The 15520-nt window shown below is 59.8% G+C and carries 15 protein-coding genes; 7 read left to right on the top strand and 8 right to left on the bottom strand.

From position 1 onward, the window contains the following. The first annotated feature begins 1 nt into the window (after window position 1). Entirely contained in the window at window positions 2-688 is a 687-nt protein-coding gene (locus GRI43_RS03665) for an alpha/beta hydrolase family protein (protein ID WP_160729719.1), read from the top strand. Continuing rightward, window positions 685-1464, top strand: coding sequence for a hydrolase 1, exosortase A system-associated (locus tag GRI43_RS03660; RefSeq protein WP_160729718.1), 780 nt, complete (start codon window positions 685-687; stop codon window positions 1462-1464). Before GRI43_RS03665 ends, GRI43_RS03660 begins: the two co-directional genes overlap by 4 nt. A 12-nt stretch (window positions 1465-1476) precedes the next feature. Here the strand turns inward: GRI43_RS03660 and GRI43_RS03655 are convergent, their stop codons facing one another. From GRI43_RS03655 to GRI43_RS03625, 7 genes are all read right to left on the bottom strand, one after another. Further along, a complete protein-coding gene (locus tag GRI43_RS03655; protein WP_160729717.1) occupies window positions 1477-2676 on the bottom strand; it encodes a class I SAM-dependent RNA methyltransferase in 1200 nt (399 codons plus the stop codon). Then, window positions 2673-4070, bottom strand: a complete 1398-nt coding sequence (locus tag GRI43_RS03650) for an NAD(P)H-hydrate dehydratase (RefSeq protein ID WP_160729716.1) — start codon at window positions 4068-4070, stop codon at window positions 2673-2675. Before GRI43_RS03650 ends, GRI43_RS03655 begins: the two co-directional genes overlap by 4 nt. Next, window positions 4054-4440 (bottom strand): hypothetical protein, encoded by a 387-nt coding sequence (locus GRI43_RS03645; protein ID WP_160729715.1) that lies wholly within the window; start codon window positions 4438-4440, stop codon window positions 4054-4056. Before GRI43_RS03645 ends, GRI43_RS03650 begins: the two co-directional genes overlap by 17 nt. 6 nt (window positions 4441-4446) lie before the next feature. Beyond that, on the bottom strand, window positions 4447-6303 hold the full coding sequence (ilvD, locus tag GRI43_RS03640) for a dihydroxy-acid dehydratase (RefSeq protein ID WP_160729714.1): 1857 nt from the start codon (window positions 6301-6303) through the stop codon (window positions 4447-4449). A gap of 154 nt (window positions 6304-6457) precedes the next feature. Next, the gene (locus tag GRI43_RS03635) at window positions 6458-7189 is read right to left on the bottom strand and encodes an N-formylglutamate amidohydrolase (protein WP_160730619.1); all 732 of its coding nucleotides are present in this window, start codon (window positions 7187-7189) and stop codon (window positions 6458-6460) included. Window positions 7190-7204: 15 nt separating this feature from the next. Next, on the bottom strand, window positions 7205-8017 hold the full coding sequence (locus tag GRI43_RS03630; protein ID WP_160729713.1) for a 4-(cytidine 5'-diphospho)-2-C-methyl-D-erythritol kinase: 813 nt from the start codon (window positions 8015-8017) through the stop codon (window positions 7205-7207). A 9-nt stretch (window positions 8018-8026) separates the two neighbouring features. Beyond that, a complete protein-coding gene (locus GRI43_RS03625) occupies window positions 8027-9700 on the bottom strand; it encodes an electron transfer flavoprotein-ubiquinone oxidoreductase (protein ID WP_235903596.1) in 1674 nt (557 codons plus the stop codon). Window positions 9701-9802: 102 nt separating this feature from the next. Here GRI43_RS03625 and GRI43_RS03620 point away from each other — a divergent pair, with 102 nt between their 5' ends. The 4 genes from GRI43_RS03620 to GRI43_RS03605 are packed head-to-tail and all read left to right on the top strand — an operon-like array spanning window position 9803 to window position 13453. Next, on the top strand, window positions 9803-10573 hold the full coding sequence (locus GRI43_RS03620; RefSeq protein ID WP_160729712.1) for a uracil-DNA glycosylase family protein: 771 nt from the start codon (window positions 9803-9805) through the stop codon (window positions 10571-10573). Beyond that, window positions 10566-12344, top strand: a complete 1779-nt coding sequence (locus GRI43_RS03615; RefSeq protein WP_160729711.1) for a lytic transglycosylase domain-containing protein — start codon at window positions 10566-10568, stop codon at window positions 12342-12344. The genes GRI43_RS03620 and GRI43_RS03615 overlap by 8 nt, the downstream gene beginning before the upstream one ends. A 9-nt stretch (window positions 12345-12353) precedes the next feature. Next, window positions 12354-12881: a molybdenum cofactor biosynthesis protein B gene (moaB, locus tag GRI43_RS03610; protein ID WP_160729710.1), complete on the top strand. Its 528-nt coding sequence runs from the start codon at window positions 12354-12356 to the stop codon at window positions 12879-12881. A gap of 2 nt (window positions 12882-12883) precedes the next feature. Next, the gene (locus GRI43_RS03605) at window positions 12884-13453 is read left to right on the top strand and encodes a DUF4304 domain-containing protein (protein WP_160729709.1); all 570 of its coding nucleotides are present in this window, start codon (window positions 12884-12886) and stop codon (window positions 13451-13453) included. A 153-nt stretch (window positions 13454-13606) separates the two neighbouring features. Here the strand turns inward: GRI43_RS03605 and GRI43_RS03600 are convergent, their stop codons facing one another. Beyond that, complete coding sequence (locus GRI43_RS03600; RefSeq protein WP_160729708.1) at window positions 13607-14392, bottom strand: hypothetical protein; 786 nt, start codon at window positions 14390-14392, stop codon at window positions 13607-13609. Between the two features lie 229 nt (window positions 14393-14621). Between GRI43_RS03600 and GRI43_RS03595 the strand changes: the two genes are divergently transcribed. After that, the gene (locus GRI43_RS03595; protein WP_160729707.1) at window positions 14622-15344 is read left to right on the top strand and encodes a tetratricopeptide repeat protein; all 723 of its coding nucleotides are present in this window, start codon (window positions 14622-14624) and stop codon (window positions 15342-15344) included. Window positions 15345-15520: the final 176 nt, after the last annotated feature.

Below are 15520 nucleotides of genomic sequence, written 5' to 3'. Positions count from 1 at the left end.
CGTGCGCAGCTTTGCACAATGGCAAGCGCCGCTGCCGGACGGCGGCACAAGCGAGGAATCTGCGCTGGTGTTCAACCAGATGCGGGAAAAGCGCCTTTTGGTTCTGCCTGCGCTGTTTGACGAAGCCAACAAGCTGCGCCGCCTGACGGTGGAAATCATGCGGCGGCTCGATATGTCAGGCGTCGACAGCTTCTTGCCGGACCTCCCGGGTTGCAATGACAGTCTGCAGCCGCTGCACACCCAGACACTCGCCAATTGGCAACACGCCGCTGCCGAAGCAGGCAAATTGTTCGATGCGACGCACGTTCTCTCATTCCGCAGCGGTGCGCTGCTCGCGCCGAGTGACGTACCCGGCTGGCAATATGCCCCGCATGGCGGAAAATCACTAATCAGATCAATGATGCGCGCGCGGTCAATCGCAGCGCGCGAGGCCGGACGCGAAGAAACCCTGGCCGGGATCGAGGCGTCAGGCCGTCAGGACGGCATCAATCTCGCTGGTTGGCGCATTGGCCCGGAACTGTTCGCAGCGCTTGCTGATGCGGACAAACCCGGCACAGGCGCGCAGACGGAGATTGCCCAGGCAGAAGTCGGCGGCGGCGGGCTGTGGCTCAGGGCCGAGCCGGACGAGGACCATGAACAGGCCGATGCAATCGCTGCGATTGTCGCGGTCGGGGTGGCCGTATCATGAGCCGGCTTTCGCTGACCTTCGAGTGCCAGAACAGCACCTTGGCCGGCACTCTCGACACTGCGCCGGGATCGACCGGATTGTTGATCGTCTCGGGCGGCAATGAAATCAGGAGCGGTGCATTTTCTGGCCAAGCACAATTGGCGCAAGCTGTATGCAGGGCCGGGTTTCCAGTTTTCCGCTTTGATCGCCGGGGAATTGGCGACAGCGACGGGGAAAACCGGGGATTCCGAAAGAGCCGCAAGGACATCGTTGCAGCAATCGAAGCATTCCGCGCGATGTGCCCGCAAATGAACCGCGTAGTCGCGTTTGGAAATTGTGATGCAGCGAGCGCACTTATGCTGGCCAAAGGCGAAGGCTGCGATGCACTGATCCTGTCGAATCCGTGGACGATAGAGGAAGACAGCGGAGACCTGACGCCCGAGGCCACAAGGTCACGCTATGCCGAGAAGCTGAAGAACCCTCGCGAAATTCTGCGCCTGCTGACGGGAAAAGTGAACTTCTCCAAACTTGCCAATGGTTTGAAGCAGGCTCTTCAACCGAAGGCGAAGCCGACAAGCCTCGCGCAGGACATGGCCGAAGGTCTTGCCTCGTCGCAAATACTGGCGGTGTTCTTTCTGGCGGAAGAAGACCGGACGGCCCAAATCTTCGAAAGCCACTGGCAGCAAAGACTGGGTGATCATCAAGTGCGGCGCTGTGAAGGTGCCGGGCATTCCTATGCCGAACCGCAGGCACGCGAATGGTTGGAGCGGGAAGTTCTTGCGGTGCTGCGCGGCTGAGATCAGTCGGCGCTAGCGCACGAACAGGCTGGCCAGCTCCACATGGGTCGACCAGCGGAATTGCCCCACTGGCCGCAGTTTTTCCAGCCGGTAACCGCCCTCGATCAGGCGTTTTGCATCGCGGGCCCAGCTTGACGGGTTGCAGCTGATATAGACCACACGCTCGACTTCGCTTTGCGCGATCAGATCGGCTTGGTCGCGCGCCCCGGCCCGCGGCGGATCGAGCAGGATACCGGCGAACCGGTTCAGTTCATCCACTTGCAACGGATTGCGGAACAGGTCGCGGTGAATGGCATGAACCGGGCGGCCGCTGGATCTTGCCGCCATCTGGCACGCCATATGGGTGTCGCGAGACGCCTCGGCCGCCAATACCTTTGAATTCGCGGACAGGGCAAAAGCAAAGGTCCCCAGGCCCGAGAACAGGTCGGCAACCGTCGATGCTCCGCGCAGCCACTCTCTCGCGTCAGAGACGAGTACTTTCTCTCCATCAGCCGTGGCCTGCAGAAATCCGCCGCTCGGGAAAGCAACCGGAACGCCGGAAAGCGTTACCGTGACGGGTTCCGGTTCCCACAAGGTCTCAGGTCCGTATCCCTGATCAAGGGTCAGCCGCGCAAGTTTATGGTCGCGCGCAAAATCCAGAATTGCTTCGGTCTCTTGCAGACCCTCAATGGTCAGGTTCTTGATCGAACAATCGACGCCCTGATCAGCTTGCGTCAATTCGATATCGATTGCGTAGCGGCCCTTGCGCCGCGCCAGCACTGCTCGCAGCGCTTCGACGACCGCGAACAGCGGCTCGGTCAGAATGTGACATTCGCTGAGGCCAACCACCCGGTGAGAGCCTGCCTCGCGGAAACCGATCTGCGGTCTCCCCTTGGCGTTCAATCCATGCAGGGCCGCGCGGCGGCGGCTTTTCGGCGGCGACAGATGCGTGGGCAGCAACTCACCAACTATGATGCCCTGCCCCTCCGCTGCGTTGGCCACGCGCGAAGTCGCAAAGTCGGTCAGGCTGGCTTCATCCAGTTGCTGGAGTTCGCAGCCACCGCAATTGCCGAAGTGGCGGCAGGGCGGCTCCACATGATGCGGGCCGCGCTCAATGCTGCCGTCAGAGGTAACGAGGTCGCCAGGCGCAGTACCGGGCACATGCCTGCCATCCGCCGTGACGCCATCGCCTTTTGCGGCGATTCGAATAATCTGGGTTGTTGTTTCGTTCACAGGCAGGCCGCGTAGGCCGATGCCACCTTCCCGGCAAGCTCTGTCGCGGTAAACGGGCCGCCCGCCAGCCTTGCCGCCTCACCGTGCAGCCACACCGCCTCGCACGCGGCATCAAACGGGTTTCGTCCGGCGGCAAGCCGGCTTGCCGCAATCCCTGCAAGGACGTCGCCAGATCCGGCAACAGAGAGCCAGCTGCTTGCAGGGCGTGCCAGCGCAATCCGTCCATCGGGGGCGACAACCAGCGTGTCCGGCCCCTTAGCAATAACCACCATGCCGCTTGCCCGGGCTAATGCACCAGCCCGGTCTTTCTTGGATGACGCCACAACGGCAAAGCTGTGGCACAGCCTGTCCAGTTCGCCATCATGCGGCGTGGCAATATAAGTGCCGTCCTTGCCCAACATGTCTGGTTGCAGAAGCATCAGAGCATCGGCATCGAGAACTGTTCTCAATCCCGCCTGCAGCGCCGTACGAAGGCGATTTGCTGCATCATCGCTGCGGCCAAGGCCCGGCCCCGCCAGCAATGCGCCAATCCGGTGGTCCGAAACCGCCTCCGATAGCGGTGACGCATCGCGGACGAGATCAGGCGGCAACTGAGTATCGGTACTTTCGGATAGCAGTTTTGTATAACCAGCCCCGCCCCTCATCGCCGAAATGCACGCGAGTACCGCCGCCCCAGGCATCTCTCCGCCAATGACAGTGCAAAGGCCTCTCCGATATTTGTGTGCGTCGCTGGCAGGTGGACCGAGATCAGGCCGATCAATCAGCGTTGCTGCACCGGGCACAGAGGACACACCAATCGGCACCAGACGCCGCGCCCCCATTCTGGCACAAGCGGGCATCGTCCAGTGCGCGTATTTCCATGCCCCGAGCGACAGGCTGAGGTCATATTCCGGGAGGTGATCGTTAAGCGCCTTTCCATCGTCGCTGGAAACACCCGACGGCAAATCGATCGCAACACGGTAGGCATGCCGTCCAGCGAGATCGCGCAAAAGCAGTGCAAGCTCGGGAGACAGCGGGCGCGACAATCCGGAACCGAACAGGCAATCCACCAGGATCGCGCCGTCCACACCCTTGCCAGAACTGGCAACCGGCAATTGCCACGCCTGACGCGCATTCTTCGCCGCATCGGTTGACGGCGGCTTTGGAGCGACGACCTGAACATTCAGGCCCCGCCGGCGCAACGTTTCGGCGATAACGTAGCCATCGCCGCCATTATTGCCCGGCCCGCACAATACGGTCACGCTGCGCCCTGCTGCGATACGCCATATCCATTCGGCCGCACCCTGACCGGCAATTTGCATAAGTGCATCGACCGAAGTGCCGCCGGCAATCAGCGCCTGTTCCGCCGCCTGCATCTGAGCGACGGTGAGTATCTGGTTATTCGGCGCTGCCATCCATGCCCCTCGACTGGACGCCCCTTAACCGGACCGGAAAACGGTAGCGATCTTCTGCGACAGTCAGTTCCAGCATCTCACCATCGATCCTGCGGATTGAAGTATCGGCGCCGTCCACCTCTGCCATGCCGCGGCCGTCGTCTGTCTGTTCAAAACGCCGGAATCCACCCGTCGGATGCCTGACGATCAGCAACCGTTTGCCGTCTGTTTCAGCGCGTTCAACGAGGCAGTCCGGGCCGAAATTGCTGCCTTCACCAAGCGCGCATTCGATCATTTGTGCGCCGTCTTCCGCCTGAGGCTGCTCGGCAGCGGGGGAGCAGGCAGAGGCCAGCGACAACAGCACGGCGGCAGAAGGAATACGGCCCCGCACCCGCGATTATTTCCGCTTCAACTGGGAAACGTCGCGCACAGCACCGCGCGCTGCGCTGGTCGTCATTGCGGCATAGGCCTGAAGCGCCTGCGACACGGCCCGTTGGCGCGGCTTTACCGGTTGCCATGCTTCGTCACCCTTGGCTTCCATGGTTTCCCGGCGGCTTTGAAGTTCAGCATCGGAGACTGCCAGTTTGATGGTCCGGTTGGGGATGTCGATTTCGATCGTATCCCCTTCCTCTACCAGGCCGATCGCCCCGCCTTCCGCTGCCTCGGGCGACACATGGCCAATCGACAGGCCCGATGTGCCGCCTGAAAAACGGCCATCGGTCAGCAATGCACAAGCAGCGCCCAGCCCCTTCGATTTGAGATAGCTGGTCGGGTAAAGCATTTCCTGCATCCCCGGCCCGCCGCGTGGCCCCTCGTACCGGATAACCACCACGTCGCCTTCGACCACCTGACCGGTCAGGATTGCCGATACCGCATCATCCTGGCTCTCATAAACCTTCGCCGGGCCTGAGAATGTCAGAATGCTTTCATCAACGCCGGCGGTTTTCACGATGCACCCGTCGAGCGCGACATTGCCCGACAGCACAGCCAGTCCGCCATCCTTGCTGAAAGCATGTTCTGCGCTGCGGATGACGCCGTTCTCGCGGTCTGTATCGAGATCGGGCCAGCGGTTGCTCTGGCTGAAGGCGGTTTGCGTCGGCACGCCGCCGGGCGCAGCGGCAAAGAATTCGCGCACCTTGTTGTTCTGTGTGCGGCCGATGTCCCAATCGTCCAGCGCGTCGGCCAGTGTCGGGCTGTGAACGGTTGGCAACGCGGTGTTGAGCAGCCCGGCTTTCTCAAGTTCGCCCAGAATCGACATGATCCCGCCAGCGCGGTGGACATCCTCCATATGAACATCGTCCTTGGCCGGTGCGACTTTTGACAGGCAAGGAACGCGGCGGCTGAGCCGGTCGATGTCTTCCATCGTGAAATCGACGCCTGCCTCGTGCGCTGCGGCCAGCAGGTGCAGGACGGTGTTGGTCGATCCGCCCATCGCGATGTCCAGCGACATGGCGTTTTCAAACGCAGAGAAGCTGGCGATGGAGCGCGGCAGGACGCTTTTATCGTCCTCCTCGTAATACCGTTTCGCCAGCGTCACGATCAGCCGCCCAGCCCGCAGGAACAGGCTCTTGCGGTCAGCATGGGTCGCCAGCGTTGAACCGTTGCCGGGCAGCGAAAGGCCCAGCGCCTCTGTCAGGCAGTTCATCGAATTGGCGGTAAACATGCCCGAGCACGAACCGCAGGTCGGGCACGCCGAACGCTCGATCTCGGTCACTTGCTCGTCCGAGTAACTTTCGTCAGCCGCCGCAACCATCGCGTCGACCAGATCGAGCGCCTTGGTCTTGCCGTTCAACACGACCTTGCCCGCTTCCATTGGTCCGCCGGAAACGAACACCGCGGGAATATTCAGCCGCATCGCTGCGTTGAGCATACCCGGCGTGATCTTGTCGCAATTGGAAATGCACACCATCGCATCGGCGCAGTGCGCGTTGACCATATATTCCACGCTGTCAGCGATCAGGTCGCGGCTCGGCAGTGAATACAGCATTCCGTCGTGCCCCATCGCAATGCCATCATCGACCGCTATCGTATTGAATTCCTTGGCAACACCGCCCGCTTCCTCAATTTCGCGCGCGACCATCTGGCCCAGATCCTTGAGGTGGACATGTCCGGGGACAAACTGTGTAAAGCTGTTCACAACCGCGATGATCGGCTTCCCGAAATCGCCGTCTTTCATGCCGGTCGCACGCCATAATCCGCGCGCGCCGGCCATGTTGCGGCCGTGTGTGGTAGTGCGGGATCTATAGGCTGGCATTTTGGGCTCCGACGGGTTTGGTCTGTTTCCAGACGCCTTGCCAGCTAACCTAACCCAGCAGAAGTCCGATACGAAACAGAATTTCTTGCGCCAGAGCCATATCGGCTTGGCGGAGGATCAGAACGCAGCTCGTGCGTGCTTGGCGAAGTCGGTGTCAGCCCTCTGCCTTGAGAGCCAGCGCTACACGGTTGGCTACGTCGGTAATCAGCCCCGCCCAGCGGGCCTGTTCAGCCTTTGTGCTGATAAGGTCCTGACGAATTTCGACAGTAATGTATTTGCGGCCATGCGCCTCTGCGTGACGGTCCATCGTCGCGTTCAGTTCCTTGCCGGAATACGGTTCATTATCGCCGACGGTCAGTCCTTCCTCCCCGAACAGGCGGATCGCGTGGCGTGCGGCGCTGTCATCCTGATTGTAGAGCAACCCGACTTCCCACGGGCGGTCCTCAATCTTGCTTTCAAGTTTCGGCGTAAAGCTATGCAAGGCAACGATAAGTTCAGGATTTGCATCATCGAGCCACTGGGCCAGCGCCTCGTGGTAAGGCCGGTGAAAACGCTCCAGCCGGGAATCCAGGTTTGCGCCAATATTTCCGGGTATCAGGTGGCCGTCGCTGGATGTCGGCAGCACTGCGGGCGAATCTTCTGTGCGGTGGAGATCGCACACCAGCCGGCTGACCGTGGCGATATGCGCGGCAATCCCGTGGCGGCGGCCCATGCGGTCGGCGATCCCGTCGGTCCCGATATCGTACGCAATGTGCGTTTTCAGCAGTTCGGGTGCAACGCCCAGCTCAATATCGTCTGGCACATAAGCGGAAGCATGATCGGCAACGCACACGATGCCGCCAACTTTCGGCTCGCCTACGCGGCGATATGGAAGATCGTCGATCATCATTGCTGGAATACCCTACCTTAAATTGCCGGACATTTGCCACCACTGCGGATAATCAGAAGCCAGCTTTTCTGCGGCTTCACGCATGGCGTCATGATGTCGGTATAGTGCAAAACACGTGGCCCCTGAACCAGACATACGGCTCAGAAACGCGTCTGTTCCGGCAAGCGAAGTCAGGACTTCGGCGATTGGCGGACACAGCCGGACCGCTGGCTCCTCAAGATCATTGCGGCCTTGCTGGGCAATATCGGATACCGTGCCAAGCGGCATCGGGCCGCGGTCCTCACCATCCCACGCGTTGAACACTGGGCCGGTGGCAAGCGGAACACGCGGATTGACGAGCAAGACAGGCGTTCCCGTCAGATCGCTTTCGACCGGTTCCAGTTCAGTGCCGGTTCCGCGACCGATACAGGTCACGCTCTCGACACAGGCCGGGACGTCCGCGCCAAGCTTCGCCGCGCGCGTCTGCCAATCATCGGGCAATCCGTGCAATTCGCGCACGATCCGGAACACTGCGCCAGCATCGGCCGATCCGCCGCCCAATCCCGCCGCGACTGGCAGGTTCTTTTCCATCGTAATGTCGAGACCGCCTGGCCGGGGCAAAACGCCCAAGGCCTTGGCAACGATATTCCCAAACGGATCAGTCAGCTGGCCGCCAAACTCGCCAACCACTTTCAACTCGTCCCGATCAGCCGGTCTGGCCGTCAGAACATCACCCGCATCGACAAATGCGAACAGTGTCTCAAGCTCATGATAACCATCCTCGCGCCGCCTGCGAACATGCAGCGCGAGGTTGATCTTGGCATAGGCTGTTTCGGTTACGGCCAAGCGACCGGCTTACATATTCGGATAGTTCGGTCCGCCGCCGCCTTCAGGCGTGGTCCAGTTGATGTTCTGGTTCGGGTCCTTGATATCGCAGGTCTTGCAGTGGACGCAGTTCTGGCTGTTGATCTGGAATTTCATCTCGCCTGTACCCTCGTCTTCCAGCCACTCGTAAACCCCAGCCGGGCAATAACGGGTCGACGGACCTCCATAGACTTTCAGCTCGCTTTCCTTCTGCAGTTCCCAGTCCTTCACCTTCAGGTGGTTGGGCTGGTCTTCTGCGTGATTGGTATAGCTGAACGCGACAGAGGTCAGGCGGTCGAAGCTGATTTCACCATCGGGCTTGGGATAGTTGATCGGCTGATACAGGTCCGCACGGCCGGTCATTTCATAATCCGGTTCGTGCTTCATCGAAATCGGCAAGCCGATTTTGAGTTGGCGCATCCACATATCGATACCGGCAATTACAGTGCCAAAATCGCCGCCGAACTTGGCGACCGCTGGCTGGGCGTTCTGCACCAGTTTCAATTCCTTGGCGATCCAGCTGTCACGCACATTCGCGTCGTAATCGGCCAGTTCGGTCTTCTCTGCCCCGCCCGCGATTGCCTGTGCGGCGGCTTCTGCCGCCAGCATCCCGCTCTTCATGGCGGTATGGCTGCCCTTGATCCGGGGGACGTTTACGAAACCGGCGGCACATCCGATCAGCGCGCCGCCCGGGAATGCAAGCTTTGGCACGGACTGCCAACCGCCTTCATTAATCGCGCGGGCCCCGTAGGCGACACGCTTGCCGCCTTCGAGATATTCACGGATCGCCGGATGGGTTTTCCATCGCTGGAATTCCTGGAATGGCGAGACATACGGGTTCTTGTAATCAAGCGCAGTGACAAAGCCGAGCGCCACCTGACCGTTCGCCTGGTGGTAGAGGAAGCCCCCACCCCAGCTCTCGCTTTCGGACAGCGGCCAGCCCTGCGTATGGATCACGCGGCCCGGTACGTGTTTGGCAGGATCGATATCCCACAATTCCTTGATGCCGAGGCCGTAGACCTGCGGCTGACAATCCGCCTCGAGGTCGAATTTTGCCTTCATCTGTTTTGTCAGATTGCCGCGAACACCCTCAGCAAACAGAGTGTATTTTGCCTCGATTTCCATACCGGGCTGGAAATCGCCCTTGTGCGAACCATCTTCCGCAACGCCCATATCCTGCGTGATGACACCGCGCACCGCGCCATTGTCGTCGAACATCACCTCTGCTGCGGGGAAGCCAGGGAATACCATCACTCCCATGCCTTCGGCCTGTTCGCCGAGCCAGCGGGTCAGGCTGCCAAGCGACCCGGTGTAGCAGCCATCGTTCGACATGAACGGCGGCATCATGATGTGCGGCATCGAATAGCTTTTGCCCTTGGTGAGAACCCAGTGCCAATTATCTGTCACCGGCGTTTCCGCCATCGGGCAATCCATGTCGCGCCATTCGGGGATCAGTTCATCCAGCGACTTGGGATCGACCACCGCGCCTGACAGGATGTGCGCGCCGATTTCCGACCCTTTTTCAAGGACGACAACTTCGAGGTCCTCGTTGATCTGCTTAAGGCGGATTGCCGCCGCCAGACCTGCTACTCCGCCGCCGACGATTACTACGTCGCATGGCATCGATTCCCGCTCAATTGGTTCGGCAGTGGTTTCGGTGCTCATTCCGTCTATGTCCTTCTGCGCAAATTGCGCGTGTACAGTGGTGTCAAAACGTGCGGAAACCCTTGAATAGTGCGGCGAGGCAGGTCAAGACCCGGACTAGAAATGGACCACGCTGAACCTTCGCCATCCGGTGCCACTCTGGCCGAAGAATTTGCCGCCGCTCTCGATTGGTGGAGAGAGGCCGGCGTCGACAATGACTATGGCGATGACGCTACGGAGTGGCTGACTGAAAACCAGTCCGAAACCGCAGAAGGCAGCGCCCAGAACAAGCCGGCCAGACCACGAAAACAGGCACCTGCCCCGCCCCCGCCGAAGAAAATCGGGGGCGACAAAAATTCTTGGCCGGCCGAACTCCCAGCTTTCCAGCAATGGTTCGCCTTCCACCCGTCGATCGACGATGGCGGCGCCTATCCGCCAGTCTCGCCCAGCGGTTCCGCGAAGCCGGAGCTGATGGTGATCGTTGCCGAGCCGGAGGAAAATGACAGCGAAAGCCTGCTGTCCGGTCCGCAAGGCCGCTTGATTACGGGCATGCTCCGCGCTGCCGGGATTGCGCGGGATGAAGTCTACATCGGATCGGTTCTGCGGCGCCACACGCCCATGCCCGATTGGGACGGGTTACGCGGTTCTGGCATCGGCGAATTGCTCGCGCATCACGTCGGACTGGTCGCGCCGAAACGGATTCTGACCTTCGGGCGCAACATTCCACCGCTTCTTGGCAACGATACGGCGCAAGGCGCTGCTCTTTTACACAATTTCAACCATGACGGTGACAGCATCCCTGTATTGGGTGTCGGGTCCCTGCCCGAATTGCTGCGGTCGGCACCGCGCAGGCAGAGGTTCTGGCAACGCTGGCTCGAATGGACGGATGGTTGACGTGAAAGATTTCGGCAAACTTCGTACGGCATTGGCACTGGCCGCCGCTGCAACCGCTTGCGGGGCTGCAGCCCCGGCGCTCGCCAACAGCAGCGCAGCTGAATATTTCCGGGCGCGCGCCGCATCGAGCAATGTTCCCGAACTGCTCAGTAACAGCGACCGGCAATATTACCGCGAACTGTTCGCGGCGATTGATGATGAGCGCTGGTCGCGCGTCGATGCCTTGCTGGCAGAACGCACAGACGGTCCGCTGCACGATGTCGCAAAGGCAGAATATTACCTCCATGCCAACAGCCCGCGCGTCGAGGCGGAACAGATTTCCAACTGGCTATCGAGCGGCAATTACCTGCCTCAGGCAGAACAACTGACCAAGCTGGGCGAGAAACGCGGGCTAAACGCGACATACAATCTCCCCCGCGAACAAAGCTTTGCGCGCCAGCCTTATTCTTCCAAGAGGATCCGCCCACGTTCGATAGACGATGGCACAATGCCCGGTTCGATCCGCGCGGGCATTCTTGATCGGATCAAGAACGACGATCCTGACGGTGCACGGCAACTGCTCGACGGGATCGACGCCTCGCTCAGCAGTGCTGCCCGTGCCGAATGGCGCCAGCGTGTGGCGTTCAGCTATTACATCGAGAATAACGACCCATCCGCTCTCGCCATGGCCTTGACGGTGAACGATGCCAGCGGCCCGTGGGTTGCAGAAGGCAATTGGGTAGCCGGACTTGCGGCATGGCGTCTGAATGATTGCGAGACGGCGGCAGCGTCTTTCGAACGGGCCGCGATCGGTTCGACCAATCAGGAATTGACCGCCGCTGCGCGATATTGGGGCAGCCGGGCATTGGTGCGGTGCCGCGCACCGGAAAAAGCCACCGAGCAGCTGCGCGCAGCAGCGCGCCTCGATGAAACCCTGTACGGGATGCTGGCGCTTGAACAATTAGGTCAGGCCCTGCCCAAATCGCACTCCGACGCCGATTTCGACCTGCAGGACTGGCAGCGCCTTCGCGGGGAGGCGAATGTCCGCACCGCAGTCGCGCTGGCAGAGATCGGCGAGGACAATCTGGCCGACGAAGTGCTGCGGCATCAGGCTCGCATTGGCGATGCCTCGCAATACGGTGCCCTGTCGCGGCTTGCACGTGAGCTCGGGGTTCCCTCGACGCAGCTGTGGATGGCACACAATGCGCCGCGCGGTGCCAGTGCAGAGCCCGCGCTAAGATATCCCGCGCCGCGCTGGCAGCCGGTGAATGGCTGGAAAGTCGACCCCGCACTTGCCTATGCACACACGCTGCAGGAATCCAATTTCCGCCCGGCAGTAGTCAGCCCTGCCGGGGCGCGCGGCCTGATGCAGATCATGCCGGCCGCAGCCCGCGATCACCGGGCGAAGCTGGGCGTGCGCGGCGATGCGCGCGACCTGTCAAAACCGGCAATCAACCTCGCGTTCGGGCAGGAACACCTCGCCATGTTGCGCGATAGCAGCGCCACACAGGGGCTGCTGCCGAAAATCATGGCTGCGTATAATGCGGGTCTCACCCCGGTCACGCGGTGGAACAGCGAAATCCGCGATCAGGGCGATGCACTGCTTTACATGGAAAGCATCCCTTACTGGGAGACACGCGGCTATGTCTCGATCGTGATGCGCAATTACTGGATGTACGAACGCCAGGCTGGCGGCGCATCCGAAACGCGCAAGGCGCTGGCACAGGGAATGTGGCCCACCTTCCCGGAACTGTCGGGCAGCACCGGGGTCCGCCTCAGCTCTTCAAACTGACCGCGCACGATGGCGGTCGACGAAAGCCTGGTTTTCAAACCCGTCAATATCGCGCTGCTGACGGTGTCCGACACGCGCACCGAAGCCGATGACACTTCGGGTGATATTCTTGCACAGCGGATAGCAGACGCAGGCCATAATCTGGCCCAGCGCACTATCGTCAAAGACGATGCCGATACGCTGGTTCGCGCAATCGAAAACTGGATCGATGATCCGGCAATCGATGCAATCGTGACCACTGGCGGCACCGGCCTGACCGGGCGCGATGTCACGCCCGAGGCACTGCAGCGCATTGGCGGCAAGGATATTCCCGGGTTCGGTGAGCTGTTCCGCTGGCTGAGCTTCAAGACAATCGGCACCAGCACCATTCAAAGCCGGGCCTGCGCCGTCGTAGCGCGCGGGACCTATGTCTTTGCCCTGCCCGGATCCAACGGCGCAGTAAAAGACGGCTGGGACGGCATTTTGCAAGAGCAGCTCGACAGCCGCAACCGCCCCTGCAATTTTGTCGACCTGATGCCCCGCCTTCAAGAGGTCTGACCATGGCTAAGCGCCCTTCCAACAAATTTGTGCGCAAGGCCATTCGCGAGATTATCGAACCCGAACTGGCGAAATACGGCTTTGAAGGGAAATACCCGGCATTCAAACGCATCACCGATACGGAAATCCATTTCTTCGATATTCAGACGGCTAAATATGGCGGAAGCTTCGGCTACACGGTCGGCTGGTGCAGGAACGGTCCGCTCACTCACTGGGACGAGCAGCGGATACCGACCGAAGAAATCCAGATGCTGCACCTGCCGTTCGACAACCGCGCATCCGTCAGCCGGATGATCGATATGTGGCGGTTGAGTGGCGAAAAATTCAGGGCCACTCTTGGCGGGTTCGATTATACCCTGATCATAGAGGATGAAGCTGCCTGCCGCGAACTGGTGCGCGAGGCAGCAGAAACCCTTCCCCAAGCCATGACCTGGCTCGACACCCGTGGACCGCAGGATGCAATCTCAGCCGTCGGCCACCATCCGCCGCTGGCGCAATCGCGCGAACTCACTCTAGAAATATCGCGCAACAAGGAAGAAAATCGCCTTCGCTCCATCGGGTTGCTCGATTGACCGGAATTTTCCGGGCCCTCGGTTCAATTGTCATGCTCCACGTTTGCTCGCATGGCCGAACAGGAGAGGAATCGGGTCAGAGCTAGAGGCGCGCAATCCGCGCTCGTCCCGCCCCGCATCGGCCTCGCATCGCAGATCCAAGCGATAGGCGGGTCAGGAATTCAGCAAATCGCTCAAGCGTTCGCTCAGTTGTATCAGCATCGTTTCCCGCTTTTTGTTAGCAATCAGGACATTGCCGCTGCGTGCCATATTGTCGAAAAGATCGTTCAGGAACGGCTGGCTTTGCCGCATTGCCCTGGCGTCACAGCTTTGGTTCCATCTATAATCGTTCGCGCTCAGCAGCTCGAAACGGCCCGACGCCCCCTGTTCATTGCCGATTGCGGTGACCCCTACACGGACAAGATCTGGATAGCGGCTGTAGAGACGAAACAACTCATTGGTCCGCTCTTCATGGGTCCCGCGCTCGCGATCACGAAACTGTATATAGGCGCGCAGTAATTGCTTTAGATCGCTGTTCTGCAGCCGGTCAAATCGGCCAGTCGACAGTAACTCATCCAGGATAGGAAGCTCGTCGAGAGGCTTGCGATAAACATGAGATGACAGGATCGCAAGGCACTCGTCCTGCGTCAACGCTCGTTCGGGCTCGGCTGAAAACAACATGGGCTGCGCGCTCACCAAATCGTCAGCATGTGATTGCAAGCCAGCACCTTCGGCCCGAACAGCCTCGAGTAGATTGCCGGTCTCTTCGTGCAAGCGTTCTATGATGGCTCTTTCATCTTCGCGTGCGAGCCGCTCCTCATTCCAGTTGGCTGCCTGGAGGCCAAGAAACACACCAACAATGACTATGAAAAACTCAATGCCAGCCGCGAACCAGTCTTGCTCACGCAGGCTCTGGCCCAACCGCCGTAACACCATGTTATGCGCCTGCTTCTTCGGCATATGCCGTTTATGGATGAATTAAGGCATCTGGCAAAGATAAATGTGGCTCATGCAAGCAGCGTCCGCTTTCCGCAAATCTGGCGACGTATGCCCTTGTGCCGCCGCCGGCTAGAATACCGACCGCCTATACTGCTGTCGCGCCAAAAGCAGACATTCGGCTAACGACCCGATTGCGGGCGTTCAGCTTCTTCGATAGTTTCTATTGAACGTTCAATGGTTAGGTGTCGATATGAGAACAGCGTTTTTGGGACTTTCACTTGCCTTGGCGGCACTCCCAAGTTGCGGAAACGCGCAATCTCAGGGCGCCCTTATTTCAGATCTAAAATTGCTCGCTAGCCAAGAAAATGCGGAAGCGATCTATCATTTGGGTATGGCTTTTCACACTGGCTCCGGGGTCAAAAAAGACCGCGAGAAGGCGCTAGAGTATTTTCGAAAGGCCACCGATTTGGGTGATCCGTTAGCGGCATACAAGCTCGGCTGCTATTACGACGGACAAGGTTACGGCCTCGTCGACGATGACCTCGATTTGGCACTGCAACATAAGATGGTCGCAGCAGAAGCGGGATATGCGCTCGCTCAACAAGATGTGGCTTCATTGCTTGCCCGTAGGGGCGACTTTGAATCTGCGGTTGTTTGGCTAGAAAGAGCGGTTGACCAAGGTTGGACTGACGCGATTGCCACATACGCATCAATCCATAATGGTGCCGAAGGAGTGACCAAAGACCCAGTGAAGGTCGCTGCCTATTTTCGGATTTTTATCAGTCGGACGGACGGAAGTGCCAATCAACGCCGGTGGCTCAAGGAGTTCGAGCAGGGCCTGACCGATGAAGAACTGCAAGCAACCAAATTGATCGTGCAGTCCTTTGAGCCAACTCCGTCTGGGCTTACTTTGAAGGCCCTTGCTGGTCAAAGATCAGCAGAATTGCTCGTTACCAAGCGCACCAAGACCTGACCTTGTCCAACGTCCGCTCACCACCCAGAACGTGACTGATCTGCCGCGCTAACGATGTGCCCAGAGCGGACCAACCGCTAACGACCCGATTGCGGTCGTTAACGCTTTTCATCTTGCCTCCCAAAAGCGGACGCGGTTCGTGCTTCCTGCTTTTGTCGTGAATTGGGAGTGAAAGC

This window comes from Pontixanthobacter luteolus, assembly GCF_009828095.1.
Classification (GTDB): domain Bacteria; phylum Pseudomonadota; class Alphaproteobacteria; order Sphingomonadales; family Sphingomonadaceae; genus Pontixanthobacter; species Pontixanthobacter luteolus.
This window is presented reverse-complemented; position numbering and strand designations above follow the sequence as displayed.